This window comes from Meridianimarinicoccus sp. MJW13 (assembly GCF_014901205.1).
Taxonomy (GTDB): domain Bacteria; phylum Pseudomonadota; class Alphaproteobacteria; order Rhodobacterales; family Rhodobacteraceae; genus Meridianimarinicoccus.
In genome coordinates this window covers 510,365-527,468 of record NZ_JACNMU010000002.1, presented here as the reverse complement: position 1 = coordinate 527,468, position 17,104 = coordinate 510,365, and the positions used below count along the sequence as shown (strand labels likewise).

The following is a 17,104-nucleotide window of genomic DNA, read 5'->3' as shown; positions in this document are numbered from 1 at the left end:
CTAAGGCATCGTGCGACTAGTCAAGATCATCTCCGTCCTTCTTCTACTGGCCGTGCTCGGTCTGGTGGGTTTCGCCTATCTGGGCGATCTCAGCCCGGCGCAGACCGAAACCCGGATCCCCGTGGATCTGAATGCGCAATAGACGCATTGCCGGGGCCCTGCTGGGCGCTTGTCTGGGCGTGACCGCCTCGGTCGCGGCCGGTGACGATGCGCCCCTGTCGGCCATTCCGTGGCTGTCGGACACGTTGGAAGCCCCGACCGAACGCTACGAACCACCGGCCACCCCGCTGGACGATCCCGCCCCCATCGACGTGGCGCCGCTGGAGCCGCCCGAACTGGGCACGACCGGGCTGATCTCGCCGGTCAGTGTCGGGCTGACGGGGGATCTTTGGGCCGCGTCCGATACCGACACCGTGACCCGGCTGATGCGCGCCATGCCCGGTCTGCTGCATCCGGCCCTACAGACGCTGTTCCGCAATCTGGTTCTGGCCGAGGCGATCCCGCCCACCGGTTCGGGCGAGGCGTTTCTGCTGGCCCGTGTCGATGCCCTGTTGACCCGGGGCGATCTTGTGGCAGCCCAGTCGCTGCTGGAGCGCTCCGGTCCTGACACGCCCGAGCTGTTTCGCCGCTGGTTCGACATCTCGCTGCTGCTGGGTACCGAGGATCGCGGCTGCGCCACGCTGGCGGCCAAGCCCGATCTGGTGCCCAACATCGAAACCAAGGTCTTCTGCCTGGCCCGATCGGGCCGCTGGCCCACCGCCGCGCTGACCCTGGAAACCGCCCTTGCCCTGGACCGGATCACGCCCGAGGCGCGCGACCGGATGGCCCGCTTCCTTGATCCCGAACTGTTCGAGGGCGAACCGTCGCCGCCGCTGCCGGATCCGATCACACCGCTGGATTTCCGGTTGCTGGAGGCCGTAGGCGAGCCCATTCCGACCCGTGACCTGCCACTGGCCTTCGCCCAGACCGACCTGCGCCACATCATCGGCTGGAAGGCACAGATCGAGGCTGCCGAACGTCTGGCCCGCGCTGGTGCCCTGCCGGTGCAGGACCTGCTGGCGATCTATACGGCGCGGCGCGCCGCCGCCTCGGGCGGGGTCTGGGACCGGGTTGACCTGATCCAGCGGCTGGATGTGGCACTGACCGCCGGCAATGCCAATGACGTCGCCAATCTGCTGCCAAGGGTCCGGGAGGCCATGCATCAGGTCACGCTGGACGCGGTTCTGGCCGCCCTCGTGCAGCCCCGGCTTGAGCGGCTGCGCCTGCCTGCAAGCCTTGGTCCGCTTGTCTACGAGATGGCGCTGCTGTCCAACGGTCGCGCCCGGTTGAGCGCACCACCGGTGCCGCCCGACACCCTGCCATCGGCCCTGCAGGATGCGGCGGCGGTTGTCGGACAGGACACGAAAGTACGCGCCGACGTGCCCCTGGCCGCCGCCCTTGCCGCCGGGCTGGAGGCCGACACCCTGCCCGCAAGCTATGCCGATCTGGTCGCGCAGAACCGCACCGGCGAGGCGCTGTTGCTGGCCTTGCGCGATCTGTCGGAAGGCCACGGCGGCGATCCCACCGACGCGGGCGAGGCCGTGCAACTGCTCACGGCGCTGGGGCTGGGCAACACCGCCCGCCATGCAGCGGCCCAAATCCTGCTGCTGGACCCGCGGGGATGAGCGAGGCGCTCATCAGCCGGTTTCTAGAGGCCCAGGCCGCTGAACTGGGGGCTGCGCGCAACACACTTCTGGCTTACGGGCGCGACCTGAAGGACTTCCTGACCTGGTGCACGCGCCGGGGGCTGGATTTTGACTCCGCACAACGCGGCGACATCGAGGCCTACCTGGGTTTCTGCACCGATCAGGGCTTGTCACGGGCCACCCGCGCCCGCAGGCTAGCGGCGATCCGGCAATTGTATCGATTCACCTTCGAGGAAGGCTTGCGCGGCGACAATCCCGCGATCCAGATCAAGGGGCCGGGCAAGACCCGCGCCCTGCCGAAGACGCTGAGCGAGGCCGAGGTTTCGGCGATGCTGGAGGCCGTCCCCGCGCAGGGCCGCACCGACGCCGACCGATTGCGCAACACAGCCCTTCTGGAAATCCTGTATGCCACCGGCCTGCGGGTCAGCGAGTTGGTGACCCTGCCGGTGTCCGCTGCCCGGGGCGACCCGCAAGTGCTTCTGGTGCGCGGCAAGGGCGACAAGGAACGGCTGGTGCCGCTGTCGCGCCCTGCCCGCGCGGCGCTGACCCGTTGGCTGGAATCGCGCGATGCGACCGAGGAGGCCGCCGTGGCCGAAGGCGCCAAACCCTCGGCCTACCTGTTTCCCAGCCGCGCCGCCGCCGGGCATCTGACCCGGCAGAGCTTCTTTCTGATGCTCAAGGCGCTGGCGGTTTCAGCGGGCATCGACCCCACCAAGGTCACGCCGCACACCCTGCGCCACGCCTTCGCCACCCATCTGCTGGAACACGGTGCCGATCTGCGGGCGATCCAGACCTTGCTGGGCCACGCCGATCTGTCCACCACCGAGATCTATACCCATGTGGTCGAAACCCGCCTGCGCGAGTTGGTTCTGACCCATCACCCGCTGGCGGAAAAGTAAACGGCCCACGGCCATTGCCAGCCCGCCGCGAAGCATTAGTGTGAGCCGGAACGCAAACAATCGTCCGAGCAGACCCATGCACATATCCCGTCGTTCCTTTGGCCTTGGGCTGGCTGCTCTCGGCCTTGCCGGATGCAGTTCCTCCATCCCGCAATCGCGCGCCTCCAGCGGGCTTTCCGCCGATCTGAAACCGGTCCCCAATGCCGCCTATGACGCCTGGGTTTCGGGGTTTCGTGGTCGGGCACGGGCGCAGGGGATCACGACCGCGACCCTTGATGCCGGGTTCCGGGGCGCGGGTTACTTGCCGGGGGTCGTCAAACGGGATCGCAACCAGACCGAATTCAAGCGCAGCCTTGAAGACTACCTGTCCATCGCCGTCTCGGACGAGCGGGTCTCGAAAGGCCGCGCGGCCTATGCCCGCCATCGCAGCACGTTGAATGCCATTGCCAGCACCTATGGCGTCGATGCCACCATCATCACGGCGATCTGGGGGCTGGAAAGCTATTATGGCGAGCGGCGCGGCGATGTGCCGGTGATCTCGGCCACCTCGACGCTGGCCTATGACGGGCGGCGCGGTGCCTTCTTCGAGAAACAGTTGATCGCGGCGCTGAAGATCATCCAGAACGGCGATATCGCTGCCAACAACATGACCGGAAGCTGGGCCGGGGCCATGGGACATACCCAGTTCATCCCGACCTCGTACCAGGCCTTTGCCGTGGACTACACCGGCGATGGCCGCCGCGATATCTGGTCTGACGATCCCAGCGACGCGCTGGCTTCGACCGCCGCTTATCTGGCGCGCAACGGCTGGACCAAGGGCCTGAAATGGGGCGGCGAGGCCGGGGTGCCGGGCACGCCGTCGGGGCGCACGATCCAGCCGCAGGCCGGCGGACCGAAATTCGTCGTCACCCGCAATTTCAACGTGATCAAACGCTACAACAACTCGGACGCCTACGCGCTTGGCGTCGGGCTTCTGTCGGACCGGATCGGCGGCGCCGGCCCCCTGCGCGGCAGCTTTCCACCCGATGAATACGGGCTGACCAAGGACGATCGCATTGCCCTGCAGGAGGGCCTCACAGCCCGCGGCTTTGACACCGGCGGCAGCGATGGCGTGATCGGCCCGAACTCCATTCAGGCGATCCGGGACTATCAGCAGAACCGGGGTCTGCCGGTGACCGGGGAACCGTCAAAGGCCCTGCTGGCAAGTCTTGGCTAAACGGCACTTTCCCCCTATGTCGGCGCCATGACAGAGACACTTCACATCATCGGCGGCGGCATGGCCGGCTCCGAGGCCGCGTGGCAGGCCGCCAATCTTGGCGTGCCCGTCACCCTTCACGAAATGCGGCCCAAGGTCGGCACCTTTGCCCATCAGACCGGCAATCTGGGCGAAATGGTCTGCTCGAACTCCTTCCGCTCGGACGACAGCGAACAGAACGCCGTGGGGCTGCTGCACTGGGAAATGCGTCAGGCGGGCGGGCTGATCATGGCCACCGCCGATACGCACCGGATCCCGGCGGGCGGCGCGCTGGCCGTGGATCGCGAGCCCTTTGCCGAAACGGTCACCGCCAAGCTGAAGGCGCATCCGCTGATCTCGGTCGAATATGGCGAGATCACCGCCCTGCCCGACGACGGCCATTGGATCATTGCCACCGGCCCGCTGACCTCGGGCGGGCTGGCCGCAGCGATTCAGGCCGAGACCGGCGCCGATGCGCTGGCCTTTTTCGACGCCATCGCCCCGATCATCCACGCCGACAGCATCGACATGTCCAAGGCGTGGTTCCAAAGCCGCTATGACAAGGGCGAGACCGAGGCCGAGCGCACCGCCTATCTGAACTGCCCGATGGACCGCGACACCTATGAAGCTTTCATCGACGCCCTTCTGGCCGCCGAGAAGACCGAGTTTCACGACGGCGAAACCGCCAAGTATTTCGACGGCTGCCTGCCGATCGAGGTGATGGCCGAACGCGGCCGCGAAACCCTGCGCCACGGCCCGATGAAACCGGTGGGCCTGACCAATCCGCACCAGCCGGACATCAAGGCCCATGCCATCGTGCAGTTGCGCCGCGACAATGCGCTTGGCACGCTGTTCAACATCGTCGGCTTCCAGACCAAGATGAAATACGGCGCCCAGACCGAGGTGCTGCGGATGATCCCCGGACTGGAAGAGGCGCGCTTTGCCCGTCTGGGCGGCATTCACCGCAACACCTTCATCAACTCTCCGACGCTGCTGGACGGGCAGATGCGGTTGAAATCCAAGCCGAACATCCGCTTTGCCGGACAGATCACCGGCGTCGAGGGCTATGTCGAAAGCGCCGCCATGGGCCTTTTGGCGGGTCGTCTGGCGGCTGCCGAAATCAAGGGGGAAACCGTGGACACTCCGCCCCCCGAAACTGCCACAGGCGCGCTGATCACCCATATTTCAGGCGGGGCCGAGGCCAAGACCTTCCAGCCGATGAACGTGAATTTTGGCCTGTTCCCGCCGGTTGATCTGAAAGGCGGCCGCAAGAACCGCCCCGCGCGCTACAAGGCCTATACAGATCGGGCAAAAGAGCTTTGGCTAAAGTGGCTGGGAACAACAGACTAGCGCGCAAGGCAGATTGCTGTTCCTGAAAAGCGGTTGTCAGGGTCGGCATACAATCAGAGGATGTATTGTGCTATCCAGCGGCACTGACCAGGAGACCTGAAAGTGCATTCTTCAATACTGAAAGCCGCGCTGACCGGCGCGATGATTTGCTTCGGCGCGCCGGTACTTGCCACAACGACGATTGACATCGACCACCCGGACATGTGGTCGGAATGGATGACCTATCAAACGCCGGAGAAGCGACCGGGCATCTTCAAGATCGTGCTGAGCAATTACGATCAAACTGAAGTATCGGACTTCCACATCCAGCTTCGCAAGTCACGCCACTTCCCACAGCACGTGTTTGTTCCGGTGACCAACAAGGTCCCACCGTTCGAGAACGTATCGTATACCGACAGAAACCGATTGTATAATTTGTGGGGGGGAACCTTCACGGGAAGCGACTTTTTGACGATCACCTTGCTCGTCAACAATGCCGAAGGAAACGGGGCCGATACGGTGTACTACCGGTACAAGCCAACAACATCTTCCAAGGAAATCACGGAAACCCCGCTTCCCGCCGCCTTGCCTGCGCTTTTGACCGGTTTTGGCGGGCTGGCTCTGGTCAGGTCCAGACGGCGCAAGACAACGGCGGATCAGGATGCGGCATAGGCTGGCTTGAAGATCGGGACCGCGGTGCCTAAGCTTGAATGTAACGCTGATTAACTTCACTCAACAGGACGTCCGATGAACTATATCCTTGCCATTCTGCTGCCGCCGCTGTCGATCCTGATCGCCGGGCGGCCCTTCGTTGCCATCGTCACCTTCCTGATCTGGATTCCGGCGCTGATCTTCTCGGGCGGGCTGACCCATCCGATGTTCATCATCCTGGCGTGGTTCCTGATCCACCAGTCGGGCACCGCGAAAATCATGCGCGAAGGCCGCTGACCGGCGGTCGCGGCAACAGGGTTCCGACCGTCTGGCCAAGTGGCGCGGGGCGGCGTAGTCAGGCCCCATGCGCACGCGTTTTGCCCCTTCTCCGACCGGCCCTCTGCATCTGGGCCATGCGTTTTCGGCGCTGGTCGCCGATAATCTGGCGCGGACCGTGGGCGGCACCTTTCTGCTGCGGATCGAGGACATCGACCAAAGCCGCGCCCGTCCTGAATGGGAGGCGCAGATCTACGACGATCTACGCTGGCTGGAGCTGGACTGGCCCGAGCCGGTGATGCGGCAGTCAGACCGGATGGATGCCTATGCGCTGGCATTGGACCGCCTGTGGAACGCCGGGCTGCTGTACCCCTGCACCTGCACCCGGCGTGACATCGTCGAGGCGCTGTCGGCCCCGCAGGAAGGCGCACCCGCCTATGGTCCCGACGGCCCGGTCTATCCCGGCACCTGCCGCCCGGCGCACCCGCCACGGGGACCACGCCCGCAGGACGCCGTGCTGCGCCTGAACATGGCCGCGGCACTGGCGTATCTGGGGGCGTCGGACTGGAGCTTTAGCGAGACCGGCATCGACGCAGGTCCGACCCGCTTTACCGCCGAACATCTGACAACCCAGGTCGGCGACGTGGTGCTGGCACGGCGCGGCATGGGCACCTCCTATCACCTGTCGGTGGTGGTGGATGACGCCGATCAGGGCATCACCCATGTGGTGCGCGGCGTGGATCTGGCCGAGGCCACGGCGATTCATCTTGTGCTGCAAGACCTGCTGGGCCTGCCCCGCCCGGTCTATCACCATCACCGTCTGATCCGCGACGCCGCCGGGAAACGGCTGGCCAAGCGCGACGACGCCCGTGCCATTGCGCTGTTTCGCGCCGAGGGCCGGACGCCCGCCGATATCCGGCGGATGGTCGGGCTCTAGCCGAGCCGCCCCATCAGTTCGACTTCCGCCCCGTCCCGGACGGCGGTGTAGAAACACGTCCGGCGGTTGGTGTGACAGGCCGGGCCTTCCTGCCGGACCAGCATCAGCAGGCAATCGCGGTCGCAATCGAAGCGCATCTCGACCAGGGTCTGCACATGGCCCGAACTTTCGCCCTTGGCCCAGAACGCCTGCCGCGAGCGCGACCAATAGGTGACATGCCCGCCCTCAAGGGTGCGCCGGATGCTGGCCTCATTCATCCAGGCCATCATCAGAACTTCGCGCGTGTCGATGTCCTGGGCAATGGCGGGGATCAGGCCCTGCGCATCGAAGCGCAGGCTTGCGGGGTCGAATTTCATCACGGGTCCTTTGCGCGGGCGATCTGGGGGGCTATGTATCCGGGACGCCCAGAGGAGAAAAGCCGCGATGGCCGAAAGCGACCTGATCAATCTCTATTCCAAGCGCATTCTGGCGCTGGCCGCCGACATTCCGCATCTGGGCCGGCTGGAGGCCCCCATGGGCACGGCCAGGGTGCGCGCGCCGCTGTGCGGGTCGGTGGTGACGGTCGATCTGGATCTGGACGACGGGCGGATCAGCCGCTTCGCGCAGGACGTGAAGGCCTGCGCCCTGGGGCAGGCTGCGGCTTCGGTTGTGGGGGCGGGCATTCTGGGCACAACGCCCGCACAGGTCGCCAGGGCCCGTGCGCAACTGGCCGCCATGCTGAAGCAGAACGCCCCGGCCCCGGATGCGCCTTTCGACGGGCTTGAGGTGCTGATGGCCGCGCGGGATTATACCAACCGCCATGCCTCGATCCTGCTGAGCCTTGATGCGACGCTGCAAGCCATCGAAGCCAGCGGCAAGACCGTCAGCGCCTGACACTTTTCACCGCAACAGACTGTTCCAAAAAAGAAAACGCCGCACTCCCGGGCTCTGGGAGGCGGCGTAAGTAAGGGCGGTACCGGAGCCGGGTTCGGACGGGCAGGACCGAACCGGGCGGACCATTGGGGATGGAATTTTCCGGTCTCGCAGGCAGATCAGAACGTGGCAAGCAATGCCGGCAGGTGGAGGAGCGACACAAAGGTCACACCGAGAGCGGCAACACCGACGAGATCTTTCCAAAGCGTCTGAGACGAGCGGTTCAGCGCGGTTCTGACATCCTGGATCATCGGGGTTCCCTCCGGTCACATCTGATATGTTCTTGGTATGTTCCATTCCGAGTCGTGTAAAGAACTTTTTAGGAACATTTAACGGAACACGAAGATCGGACCGGGCAGATTTCATGCCTCCGGCGGGAGTATTTGGTCCAAGAAGAAAGGGTTAGCCCGCGCGCAAAAGCGCCAGCGCCTGATCCTGTTCCAGCAGCCACAGAAGGTGACGCGCGGCGGCGCCACGTGGCGAGGAGAGGGTAGAATCAATGGCCAGCAGCGCGCGGGCATCGTCGCGGGCGGTTTCCATCAGGCCGGACTGGCTGTCCAGATCGGCCACGCGGAACCGGGGCAGGCCCGATTGCGCGACGCCGATCATGTCGCCGGCCCCGCGCATGGCAAGATCTTCCTCGGCCAGCCGAAAGCCGTCTTCGCTATCACGCAGCAGGGTGAGTCGGCGGCGGGCGCTGTCGGTCAGCGGGGTGTCGTAAAGCAGCAGGCAGGTGGATTTCTCGGTGCCGCGCCCGACCCGGCCGCGCAACTGGTGCAACTGGGCGAGGCCGAAGTGCTCGGCCCCTTCGATGACCATGATCGAGGCGTTGGGCACATCCACGCCGACCTCGATCGCGGTCGTCGCCACCAGAACGCGCGTGGTGCCGGCGATGAAATCCGCCATGGCCGCATCCTTGCGCTCGGGCGGCATCTGGCCGTGGACAAGACCGACATTGCCGTCACCCAGGCACGCGCGCAGCGCCTTGAAGCGTTCCTCGGCGGCGGTGGCGTGATGGGTTTCGCTTTCCTCGACCAGCGGGCAGACCCAATAGGCCTGTCGGCCATCGGCGATGGCCTGGCGCAGGTGATCGACCACTGAATCCAGTTTCTCCGCCGCCATCAGCGCGGTCTTGATCGGGGTGCGGCCCGGTGGTTTCTCGTTCAGGATCGACAGATCCATATCGCCGTATTGAGTCAGCGCCAGCGAGCGGGGGATCGGCGTCGCCGTCATCACCAGCACATCCGGACGCAACCCCTTGCGGGTGAGTTCCAGACGCTGGCGGACACCGAAACGGTGTTGTTCGTCGATCACCACCAGGCGCAGATCGGCGAAGCCCACGTCGGATTGGAACACCGCATGGGTGCCGCAAAGGATCTGGATGTCCCCCGCGGCCAGCGCCGCCAGTTTCGCGGCCCGGGCAGTGCCGGTGTCGCGGCCGGTCAGCACCTCCATCCGCACGCCGGCGGCCGCGACCAGCGGGGCGAGGCCCGCGGCATGCTGACGGGCAAGGATCTCGGTCGGGGCCATCATCACCCCCTGCCCGCCGGCCTCGACCGCGGCCAGAAGGGCCATCAGAGCGACAAGGGTCTTGCCCGCGCCCACATCGCCCTGAAGCAACCGGTTCATCCGGTGCGGGGCAGCCATGTCCGACTGAATTTCGGCAATGGCACGGGTCTGGGCCCCGGTGGGGGCGTAGGGCAGGCTTGCCAGAACCCTGTCCTGCAACTGGCCGGTGGCGCGGTTTTCTCGTCCAGCCTGCTTGCGGGCGTGCGCGCGGGCCAGCGCCAGGGTCAACTGATGCGCGAAGAGTTCATCATAGGCCAGACGGGTGCGGGCTGGCGCCGAGGGAGCCAGATCGGCGCCGCTTTTAGGGTGATGTGCCGCGTGCAGGGCTGCCGCGAAGTCCGGCCAGTTCCGGGACGACAGCAGCGGACCGTCGATCCATTCGGACATCTCGGGCAACAGCGCCAACGCCCCTTGCGCGGCCTTGGTCATGGTTTTCTGGGTGATCCCGGCGGTCAACGGGTAAACCGGTTCAAACTCTGGCAGCTTGGCCGCGTCCGCCTCGGGCAGGACATAATCCGGGTGGGCGATCTGCGCCTGGCCGTCGAAAAATTCCAGCTTGCCCGAGATCGTCCGCGCCTCGCCCACAGGCAGCAACTCTTGCAGGTAGCGCGGATTGGGCCGGAACCACACCAGCGTGATCGTGGTTTGCGCGTCCTCGACCAGCACGCGATAGGGGCGGCCCTTGCGAGCGGGCGGATAGTGCGCCAGCACCTTGGCGCTGACCGTGACCACCGCACCTTGCGGCACGCCCTGGGCGCTGGCACGCGGGCGACGGTCCACACCACTGGTGGGCAGGGTGAACAGCAGATCACGCGGTTTGGTGATCTGCACCTGCTCCAGCGCTTGCGCGGTTTTTGGGCCGATCCCCGGCAGGGTTGTCAGCGCCGCAAAGAGCGGAAACAGGGCTTGGGGCCGTCCGCTCATGCGCCGTCGATCAGTGCGCGCCAGGCGTCTTCGTCGATGGTCTCGACGCCAAGATCCACGGCTTTCTTCGCCTTCGACCCGGCCCCCGGTCCCGCGACCACCAGATCGGTTTTCTTCGACACCGACCCCGATACCTTGGCGCCCATGGCCTCGGCCCGCGCCTTGGCTTCGGCCCTTGTCATGGTTTCCAGGTTGCCGGTGAAGACCACCGTCTTGCCGGCCAGCGGCGAGCCTTCGGTCTGCGGTGCCGCCACGGGCTGGATGCGCAGATGTGCGATCAGCCGGTTGATCGAGGCGCGCTCGGCCTCTTGTCCCAGCGTCGTGACCAGGCTGTCGGCCATGACCGCGCCGATGCCGTCGATAGACAGGAAGTCCTCCATCGCCTCGGCGTTCTCGGCCGCCGCCTCGGCGGTTTCTGCCAGCGCCTCCCAGGTGCCGAAGTGGCGGGCCAGAAGCTTGGCGGCGGCCTCGCCGATGTGGCGGATGCCAAGCGAGAAGATCAGGCGATCGAGCGGGATTTCGCGTTTCTCCTCGATCGCCGCAAAAAGGTTGGTGGCCGATTTTTCGCCCCAACCCTCGCGGTTCTTCACCTGTTGCAGGCCGCTGCCATAGCGTTCCTGCAGCGCGAATATGTCGGCGGGTTCGGCGATCCAGCCATCGGCGTGAAACTGTTCGACCTGCTTGGCGCCCAGACCCTCGATGTCGAAAGCCGCGCGGGAGACGAAGTGTTTCAGCTTTTCGACCGCCTGCGCGGGGCAGATCAGGCCGCCGGTGCATCGGCGCACGGCATCGCCCTCCTCGCGCACCGCGTCCGATCCGCAGCGCGGGCAGGTGGTCGGGAAGACATAGGGCGCGGCATCCTTGGGGCGGCGCGACAGATCCACATCGGCGACCTTGGGGATCACGTCCCCGGCGCGGTAGACCTGCACCCAGTCGCCTTCGCGAATGTCCTTGCCGTCGCGGATGGGCAGGCCATCCCCGCCCCGCCCGGCGATGTAATCCTCGTTGTGCAGTGTGGCGTTGGAGACCACGACCCCGCCGACTGTGACGGGTGTCAGCCGGGCCACCGGGCTGAGTGCCCCGGTGCGGCCGACCTGGATTTCGATCCTTTCCAGATGGGTCCAGGCCAGTTCGGCGGGAAACTTGTGGGCAATGGCCCACCGCGGCGTGGTCGAGCGCACGCCAAGCCGGCCCTGATAGGCAAGGCTGTCCACCTTGTAGACCACCCCGTCGATATCATAGCCCAGATCGGCGCGCTGGTGTTCGATCTGTCGGTAGTGCTCCAGAAGTGCGCCAACGTCGGTGCAAACGCGGGTCAACGGGTTGATCTGGAACCCGAGCGAGCGGAGTTGCGCCAGCGCCTCGAACTGGGTCTCGGCCAAGGGGGCAGAGAGTTCTCCCCAACCGTATGCGAAGAAACGCAGCGGGCGGGCCGCGGTGATGCGGGCATCCAGCTGGCGCAGCGACCCGGCGGCGGCGTTGCGCGGATTGGCGAAGGTCTTGTCTCCGGCCTCGGCCTGGCGCTGGTTCAGGGCCGCGAAATCCTGATGGCTCATGTAGACTTCGCCGCGCACCTCCAGCACTTCGGGGGCACCGGAGATTTCGATGGGAATGTCGGCGATCGTGCGGGCATTCGCGGTCACGTTTTCACCCACGGTCCCGTCGCCGCGCGTGAGCGCATGGATCAGCCGCCCGTCTTCATAGCGCAGGGACAACGACAGCCCGTCGATCTTGGGTTCTGCCGTCAACGCCAGCTGTGCTTCGTCACCCAGCCCAAGGTACTTGCGCACGGATTTGACGAATTCGGCAACATCCTCGTCCTCGAACGCATTGCCCAGCGACAGCATCCGCTGGGCATGGGCGGTCTTGCCAAAGCCCTCCGCCACCGGCGCCCCCACCTGATCGGAAGGGCTGTCGGTACGCTTGAGATGCGGAAACTTCTCTTCAATATCCGCGTTGCGCCGTTTGAGCCGGTCATAGTCGGCATCCGAAATCTCGGGCGCGTCATGGGTATGGTAAGCGGCGTTGGCGCGGGCCAGTTCATCGGCCAGCCGCGCCAGTTCTTCGCGGGCGGCTGCCTCATCCAGCTTGTCGATGTCGATCTCGGCCATGCTGCCCCCCCGCGCTACAGGCAAGGTGATAGGCACCTCATCAGCCGAGGTCCAGTCTCTCCGTCACCGTGGCCTACGCCTGAAGCGCAAGCGTCGCCGCGTCGGTTTCGGGGTCGCGCAGCACATAGCCCCGGCCCCAGACGGTTTCGATGTAGTTGTCGCCGCCGGTGGCCTGGCTGAGCTTCTTGCGCAGCTTGCAGATAAACACGTCGATGATCTTCAACTCGGGCTCGTCCATGCCGCCATAAAGATGGTTGAGGAACATCTCCTTGGTCAGGGTGGTGCCCTTGCGCAGCGAAAGCAACTCCAGCATCTGGTATTCCTTGCCGGTCAGATGCACCGGGGTTTCGCCCGCCGCAACGGTCTTGGCATCCAGATTGACCGTGATCTTCCCGGTCCGGATCAGCGAATGGGAATGCCCCTTGGACCGGCGCACGATGGCATGGATGCGGGCAATCAGTTCCTCGCGGTGGAACGGTTTGGTCAGATAGTCATCCGCACCAAAGCCGAACCCCTTGATCTTGTTCTCGGTATCGTCGGCCCCCGACAGGATCAGGATCGGCGTTTCAACCTTGGCCATGCGCAACTGGCGCAAGACCTCGTGCCCGTTCATGTCCGGCAGGTTCAGATCAAGAAGGATCAGGTCGTAATCGTACAGCTTCGCGAGATCGACCCCTTCCTCCCCCAAATCCGTGGAATACACGTTCAGATTGGCATGGGTCAGCATCAGTTCGATGCTTTTCGAGATCGTCGGGTCATCCTCGACCAGCAGCACACGCATTTTGAGCCCTCCGCAACAGCTACCGTAATACGGTTAACGTGACCAAGTATCGTTAACTGCGCGTTACTTTCGCCGACCTGCCGACGGATACCCCTAAACTTGTCTGTATTTCTGCAAGCTTGTGGTCTTCAGAGCATCTTCGCCGAACCGGTCCACGGCCATCGCCCAACTTTCAAGTTCGTCGTCGGACAGATGGTATCGAGACTTGGCCTCGTCCCGAGTAAGAAGGCCGAATTTGACCGCCTTGACAACCGTTGCCTTGCGACTCGCCACCCAACGCTGGGTTCTGGCCGACGGCAGATCGGCGCGCGACAGGGTAGATCCGTCCGGCAGCTTGACCAGACGGGGACCGTCTACTTTCTTGAGATACATAACTTTTTCCCTCACTAACCACGTGAGAGATGGTGCGCGGGGCATATTAATGGGCTCTGAAATCGCCCTCTTGTTTGTCCTTACACTTTTCCTATATTTTGGCGCCTGTTCCCGTGAAATCGAGATGTCGGACATATGACCCAGACCCTGAATTCCCTTGGCTTTGCCAAACCCGAGGCCGAGACCCGCGTGGTCGTGGCCATGTCGGGCGGCGTGGACAGCTCTGTCGTGGCCGCGCAACTGGCTGAGGACGGGTATGACGTGGTGGGCGTCACGCTGCAGCTTTACGATCACGGCGCGGCCCTGGCCAAGAAGGGTGCCTGTTGCGCCGGGCGCGATATCCACGATGCGCGCCGCGTCGCCGAGGAAATGGGGTTTCCGCACTATGTTCTTGATTACGAGAACATTTTCCAGGAAGCGGTGATCGATGAATTCGCCGATGCCTACCTGGGCGGTGCGACCCCGGTGCCTTGCATCCGCTGCAACGAGCGGGTCAAGTTCAAGGATCTTCTGGAAACCGCCAAGGATCTGGACGCCGATTGCATGGCCACTGGCCATTACATCCAGCGCAAGGTTGGCCCACATGGGCCCGAGTTGCATGCGGCCGTCGATGCGGCGCGGGATCAGAGCTATTTCCTGTTCTCGACCACGCCGGAACAGCTCAGCTACCTGCGGTTCCCGCTGGGTCACCTGCCAACCAAGGATGCGACACGGGCGCTGGCGGCGAAATACGGGCTGGCGGTGGCGGACAAGCCCGACAGCCAGGACATCTGTTTCGTGCCGGATGGCAACTACGCCAGCGTGATCGAGAAACTGCGGCCCGGGGCCGCCGATCCCGGTGAAATCGTCGACATGGACGGCAATGTGCTGGCCCAGCACCGGGGGGTGATTCACTACACCATCGGTCAACGCCGGGGTCTGGGAATCGGCGGTCTGAGCGAACCGCTGTATGTCGTGCGGCTGGATCCCGACAGCCGCCGCGTCGTGGTCGGCCCGAAAGAGGCGCTGAGCACCCGCATCGTGCCGGTGCGCGAGATCAACTGGCTGGGCGACGCTCCCTTCACCAGCCGGGCGGAATGGCATGTCTCAACCAAGATCCGCTCGACCCGCCCGCCGCGCGAGGCGATCCTGCGGCCCACCGGGGACACCACCGCCGAGGTGGAACTGCTGACGCCCGAAGAAGGGGTCAGTCCGGGACAGGCTTGCGTGTTCTATGACAGCGGCTCCACACGAGTGCTGGGCGGCGGCTGGATCTGGCGCGGCGCGTGATCGGACGGTCCTCGTCTGGAGGGCGGTGGACGCCTCCGGCGGGAGTATTTTTCCAAGAAGAAAGAGCGCGCTGCGCAAGCGGTCCGGGCCTGCGTTTCAGGGGAGGCCGTGGCGGTTTTTCACGCAGCGCGGGATCCTTCCAGGGCGGCAACGCCCCTAGCGCGCGGCGCCAAGGCCGTCCAGAACCGCGCGGGCGGCGCGCAGGCCGGGGGCCTCGCCGCCCCGGCCCAGGGCCTGCATGGTCTGGCGGGCCGCCTGATGCTGGGCCGTCGGATCGGCCATAACGTCGGCCAATGCACGGGCCATCGGTTCGGGCCGGCAGTTTTCGCCCAGAAATTCGGGCACCACCCGGCTGTCGGTGATGATGTTGACCAGCGTGACCGTGTCGATCAGGGCCATGCGCTGCATGATCTTCATGGTCAACCACGCCATGTCGTAGCCGATCACCATGGGCGTGTCGGCGGCGGCCAATTCCAAAGAGACCGTGCCCGAGGCGGCCAGCGCGACATCGGCGGCCGCGAAAGCGGCGCGCTTTTCCGGCCCGTCCCCGCCGTCCAGCAGATGCAGGGGCTGTGGCCAGTTGGCCGTCAATTGCCGAACCAGATCAGCCACATGCGGGGCTGCGGGCAGCAGAACCTGCAGGTTGGGATGGCGGTCCTTCAGCAATGTCAGGGCGGCGCCGAAGCGCGGGATCAGGCGCGTGACCTCGCCCTTTCGTGACCCCGGCAGGGCCAGTACCAGCGGCGCGGATTCAGCAATGCCAAGGCGTTGGCGCAGGGCTGCAACCTCGGCCGGGCCGGCCTGTGGCTGGGTGACAACCGGGTGCCCGACGAAGTCGCAACGCAGGCCCACGGCCTCCATATAGGGCGGCTCGAAGGGCAGAAGGGCCAGCACCTGATCCACATGGGCGGCCATTTTTTGCGCGCGCCTGGGCCGCCAGGCCCAGACCGAGGGTGCAACATAATGGACGATGCGGATACCCGGGTCAGCAGCGCGCACGATCCTGGCCACCCGCAGACAGAAGTCCGGACTGTCGATGGTGACCAGCGCATCGGGTCTGGCCGCCAACACGGCTTCGGCGGTCTGGGCGATGCGGCGTTTCAGATGCCGGTACTTCGGCAGGATCTCGGCCAGCCCCATGACCGACAGTTCCTGCATCGGAAACAGGCTGTCCATGCCTTGCGCCTGCATGGCCGGGCCAGCAATGCCCTGGAACGAGATGTCGGGCTCCAGTTCCTTCAGACCTGCCAGCAGGGATGCGCCGAGATTGTCGCCAGAGGCTTCGCCCGCGATCACGAACAGTCGCGTCACCTGCTGTCTCCGGCCGGGCGCACCCACAGGAACAGGCCCGCGGCATCGGCGCGGCGGACCACCTCGTCGCGGTCCAGAACCATGACGCCCTCGGCTTCGACCACGATCCCGGCCAGGCCCGCCTCGGCCACGCGGGCGACGGTATCGACGCCGATCACCGGCAGATCGATGCGGCGATCCTGCCCCGGCTTCGGCCCCTTGAACAACACGCCACGCGCGCCGTCGGGGCTGGGGCGGCAGGCGTCGGCGATCTGGGCCACATGGGCCAGCATCCGGTCGGTTCCGGGCGCGGCTTCGATCGCCAGGGCCTGACCCTGGGCCACCACGGCCCCCTGCCCCACGTCCACCGCCGCCATCACCGACACGATACGGGCCGCGCGGGCGGCATCCTTGCGGTCGCGGTCCGACGGTTGGGCCGCCGTCAGGACGCCGGGTTCGGGCAGCAGGTCCGGGGCGAGGTCATGCGCCGCGCGAATCGTGAACCCCTCGCCTTCGAAGATACCCAGCACCGTGCGCAGCAACCCGTCATCGCCGCCCTTGATGGCCGAAACGAATTTCGGGGCCAGAGCCATGGTTTTCAGGTCGAACTTGCGCGCATCGATCCGCGGACGCCCCACGACGCCTGCGAAGACCAGGTCCTGCACCCCGGCCTTGCGCAGCGCCTTGAACAGCGCGCCCAGCTTTTCCACCCGGAACGGGATCAGGTCCAGCCCGTCGGGATTGTCGGCGGGAAATCCTTCCATCTCGGCAAGAATCACCTCGCGCCCGCGCGCGCGCAGGGTGCGGGCCAGGTGGACCGGCAACACTCCGCGTCCTGCGATCATTCCAACGGGACCGGCCATCG

Annotated in this window: 18 protein-coding genes; 10 read left to right on the top strand and 8 right to left on the bottom strand. The window is 65.4% G+C overall.

Annotated elements, in window-relative coordinates; genetic code table 11:
- Positions 1–10: 10 nt before the first annotated feature.
- The 8 genes from H8B03_RS19095 to gluQRS all read left to right on the top strand — a co-directional run bounded on the left by H8B03_RS19095 (position 11) and on the right by gluQRS (position 7,011).
- Positions 11–142, top strand: a complete 132-nt coding sequence (locus H8B03_RS19095; RefSeq protein WP_264299175.1) for a hypothetical protein — start codon at positions 11–13, stop codon at positions 140–142.
- Positions 132–1,664 carry a hypothetical protein gene (locus H8B03_RS05585; protein ID WP_193140728.1) on the top strand — a complete coding sequence of 511 codons (1,533 nt, stop codon included), beginning with the start codon at positions 132–134 and terminating at the stop codon, positions 1,662–1,664. Before H8B03_RS19095 ends, H8B03_RS05585 begins: the two co-directional genes overlap by 11 nt.
- Positions 1,661–2,584, top strand: a complete 924-nt coding sequence (locus H8B03_RS05580; protein ID WP_193140727.1) for a site-specific tyrosine recombinase XerD — start codon at positions 1,661–1,663, stop codon at positions 2,582–2,584. The genes H8B03_RS05585 and H8B03_RS05580 overlap by 4 nt, the downstream gene beginning before the upstream one ends.
- Positions 2,585–2,660: 76 nt before the next feature.
- Positions 2,661–3,800, top strand: coding sequence for a lytic murein transglycosylase (locus tag H8B03_RS05575; RefSeq protein ID WP_193140726.1), 1,140 nt, complete (start codon positions 2,661–2,663; stop codon positions 3,798–3,800).
- Between the two features lie 27 nt (positions 3,801–3,827).
- Positions 3,828–5,168 (top strand): methylenetetrahydrofolate--tRNA-(uracil(54)-C(5))-methyltransferase (FADH(2)-oxidizing) TrmFO, encoded by a 1,341-nt coding sequence (trmFO, locus tag H8B03_RS05570; RefSeq protein WP_193140725.1) that lies wholly within the window; start codon positions 3,828–3,830, stop codon positions 5,166–5,168.
- A gap of 102 nt (positions 5,169–5,270) precedes the next feature.
- A complete protein-coding gene (locus H8B03_RS05565) occupies positions 5,271–5,819 on the top strand; it encodes a hypothetical protein (protein WP_193140724.1) in 549 nt (182 codons plus the stop codon).
- Between the two features lie 75 nt (positions 5,820–5,894).
- Positions 5,895–6,095 carry a hypothetical protein gene (locus H8B03_RS05560; RefSeq protein ID WP_193140723.1) on the top strand — a complete coding sequence of 67 codons (201 nt, stop codon included), beginning with the start codon at positions 5,895–5,897 and terminating at the stop codon, positions 6,093–6,095.
- A 67-nt stretch (positions 6,096–6,162) separates the two neighbouring features.
- A complete protein-coding gene (gene gluQRS, locus H8B03_RS05555) occupies positions 6,163–7,011 on the top strand; it encodes a tRNA glutamyl-Q(34) synthetase GluQRS (protein ID WP_193140722.1) in 849 nt (282 codons plus the stop codon).
- Here the strand turns inward: gluQRS and hisI are convergent.
- Positions 7,008–7,367: a phosphoribosyl-AMP cyclohydrolase gene (hisI, locus tag H8B03_RS05550; protein ID WP_193140721.1), complete on the bottom strand. Its 360-nt coding sequence runs from the start codon at positions 7,365–7,367 to the stop codon at positions 7,008–7,010. The two genes, gluQRS and hisI, sit on opposite strands and share 4 nt — an antisense overlap.
- Before the next feature lie 67 nt (positions 7,368–7,434).
- Between hisI and H8B03_RS05545 the strand changes: the two genes are divergently transcribed.
- Positions 7,435–7,884, top strand: a complete 450-nt coding sequence (locus H8B03_RS05545; protein WP_193140720.1) for an iron-sulfur cluster assembly scaffold protein — start codon at positions 7,435–7,437, stop codon at positions 7,882–7,884.
- A 158-nt stretch (positions 7,885–8,042) separates the two neighbouring features.
- On the opposite strand, the gene H8B03_RS19090 is transcribed toward H8B03_RS05545, so the two are convergent.
- The 5 genes from H8B03_RS19090 to H8B03_RS05525 form a co-directional block, all read right to left on the bottom strand.
- Positions 8,043–8,174, bottom strand: a complete 132-nt coding sequence (locus H8B03_RS19090; RefSeq protein WP_264299174.1) for a hypothetical protein — start codon at positions 8,172–8,174, stop codon at positions 8,043–8,045.
- Between the two features lie 151 nt (positions 8,175–8,325).
- Positions 8,326–10,416: an ATP-dependent DNA helicase RecG gene (gene recG, locus H8B03_RS05540; protein WP_193140719.1), complete on the bottom strand. Its 2,091-nt coding sequence runs from the start codon at positions 10,414–10,416 to the stop codon at positions 8,326–8,328.
- Positions 10,413–12,527, bottom strand: a complete 2,115-nt coding sequence (ligA, locus tag H8B03_RS05535; protein WP_193140718.1) for an NAD-dependent DNA ligase LigA — start codon at positions 12,525–12,527, stop codon at positions 10,413–10,415. The genes recG and ligA overlap by 4 nt, the downstream gene beginning before the upstream one ends.
- Before the next feature lie 73 nt (positions 12,528–12,600).
- Positions 12,601–13,308 carry a response regulator transcription factor CtrA gene (gene ctrA, locus H8B03_RS05530; RefSeq protein WP_193140717.1) on the bottom strand — a complete coding sequence of 236 codons (708 nt, stop codon included), beginning with the start codon at positions 13,306–13,308 and terminating at the stop codon, positions 12,601–12,603.
- Positions 13,309–13,401: 93 nt separating this feature from the next.
- Complete coding sequence (locus H8B03_RS05525) at positions 13,402–13,680, bottom strand: DUF1153 domain-containing protein (protein ID WP_193140716.1); 279 nt, start codon at positions 13,678–13,680, stop codon at positions 13,402–13,404.
- 135 nt (positions 13,681–13,815) lie between these two features.
- Between H8B03_RS05525 and mnmA the strand changes: the two genes are divergently transcribed.
- Positions 13,816–14,949 (top strand): tRNA 2-thiouridine(34) synthase MnmA, encoded by a 1,134-nt coding sequence (gene mnmA / locus H8B03_RS05520; RefSeq protein ID WP_193140715.1) that lies wholly within the window; start codon positions 13,816–13,818, stop codon positions 14,947–14,949.
- A 156-nt stretch (positions 14,950–15,105) separates the two neighbouring features.
- On the opposite strand, the gene lpxB is transcribed toward mnmA, so the two are convergent.
- Together lpxB and H8B03_RS05510 are read right to left on the bottom strand one after the other, a co-directional pair.
- Positions 15,106–16,260: a lipid-A-disaccharide synthase gene (lpxB, locus tag H8B03_RS05515; protein WP_319022437.1), complete on the bottom strand. Its 1,155-nt coding sequence runs from the start codon at positions 16,258–16,260 to the stop codon at positions 15,106–15,108.
- Positions 16,257–17,084: a UDP-2,3-diacylglucosamine diphosphatase LpxI domain-containing protein gene (locus H8B03_RS05510; protein ID WP_319022436.1), complete on the bottom strand. Its 828-nt coding sequence runs from the start codon at positions 17,082–17,084 to the stop codon at positions 16,257–16,259. The genes lpxB and H8B03_RS05510 overlap by 4 nt, the downstream gene beginning before the upstream one ends.
- Positions 17,085–17,104: the final 20 nt, after the last annotated feature.

Excerpts from the sequence above, each read along its gene's own strand:
- H8B03_RS05580 (WP_193140727.1), top strand. The coding sequence starts at position 1,661 with ATGAGCGAGGCGCTCATCAGCCGGTTTCTAGAGGCCCAGGCCGCTGAA.
- recG (WP_193140719.1), bottom strand. The coding sequence starts at position 10,416 with ATGAGCGGACGGCCCCAAGCCCTGTTTCCGCTCTTTGCGGCGCTGACA.
- H8B03_RS05575 (WP_193140726.1), top strand. The coding sequence starts at position 2,661 with ATGCACATATCCCGTCGTTCCTTTGGCCTTGGGCTGGCTGCTCTCGGC.
- H8B03_RS05545 (WP_193140720.1), top strand. The coding sequence starts at position 7,435 with ATGGCCGAAAGCGACCTGATCAATCTCTATTCCAAGCGCATTCTGGCG.
- ligA (WP_193140718.1), bottom strand. The coding sequence starts at position 12,527 with ATGGCCGAGATCGACATCGACAAGCTGGATGAGGCAGCCGCCCGCGAA.
- H8B03_RS19090 (WP_264299174.1), bottom strand. The coding sequence starts at position 8,174 with ATGATCCAGGATGTCAGAACCGCGCTGAACCGCTCGTCTCAGACGCTT.
- gluQRS (WP_193140722.1), top strand. The coding sequence starts at position 6,163 with ATGCGCACGCGTTTTGCCCCTTCTCCGACCGGCCCTCTGCATCTGGGC.
- mnmA (WP_193140715.1), top strand. The coding sequence starts at position 13,816 with ATGACCCAGACCCTGAATTCCCTTGGCTTTGCCAAACCCGAGGCCGAG.
- H8B03_RS05560 (WP_193140723.1), top strand. The coding sequence starts at position 5,895 with ATGAACTATATCCTTGCCATTCTGCTGCCGCCGCTGTCGATCCTGATC.
- trmFO (WP_193140725.1), top strand. The coding sequence starts at position 3,828 with ATGACAGAGACACTTCACATCATCGGCGGCGGCATGGCCGGCTCCGAG.
- H8B03_RS05585 (WP_193140728.1), top strand. The coding sequence starts at position 132 with ATGCGCAATAGACGCATTGCCGGGGCCCTGCTGGGCGCTTGTCTGGGC.
- hisI (WP_193140721.1), bottom strand. The coding sequence starts at position 7,367 with ATGAAATTCGACCCCGCAAGCCTGCGCTTCGATGCGCAGGGCCTGATC.
- ctrA (WP_193140717.1), bottom strand. The coding sequence starts at position 13,308 with ATGCGTGTGCTGCTGGTCGAGGATGACCCGACGATCTCGAAAAGCATC.
- H8B03_RS05525 (WP_193140716.1), bottom strand. The coding sequence starts at position 13,680 with ATGTATCTCAAGAAAGTAGACGGTCCCCGTCTGGTCAAGCTGCCGGAC.
- H8B03_RS05510 (WP_319022436.1), bottom strand. The coding sequence starts at position 17,084 with ATGATCGCAGGACGCGGAGTGTTGCCGGTCCACCTGGCCCGCACCCTG.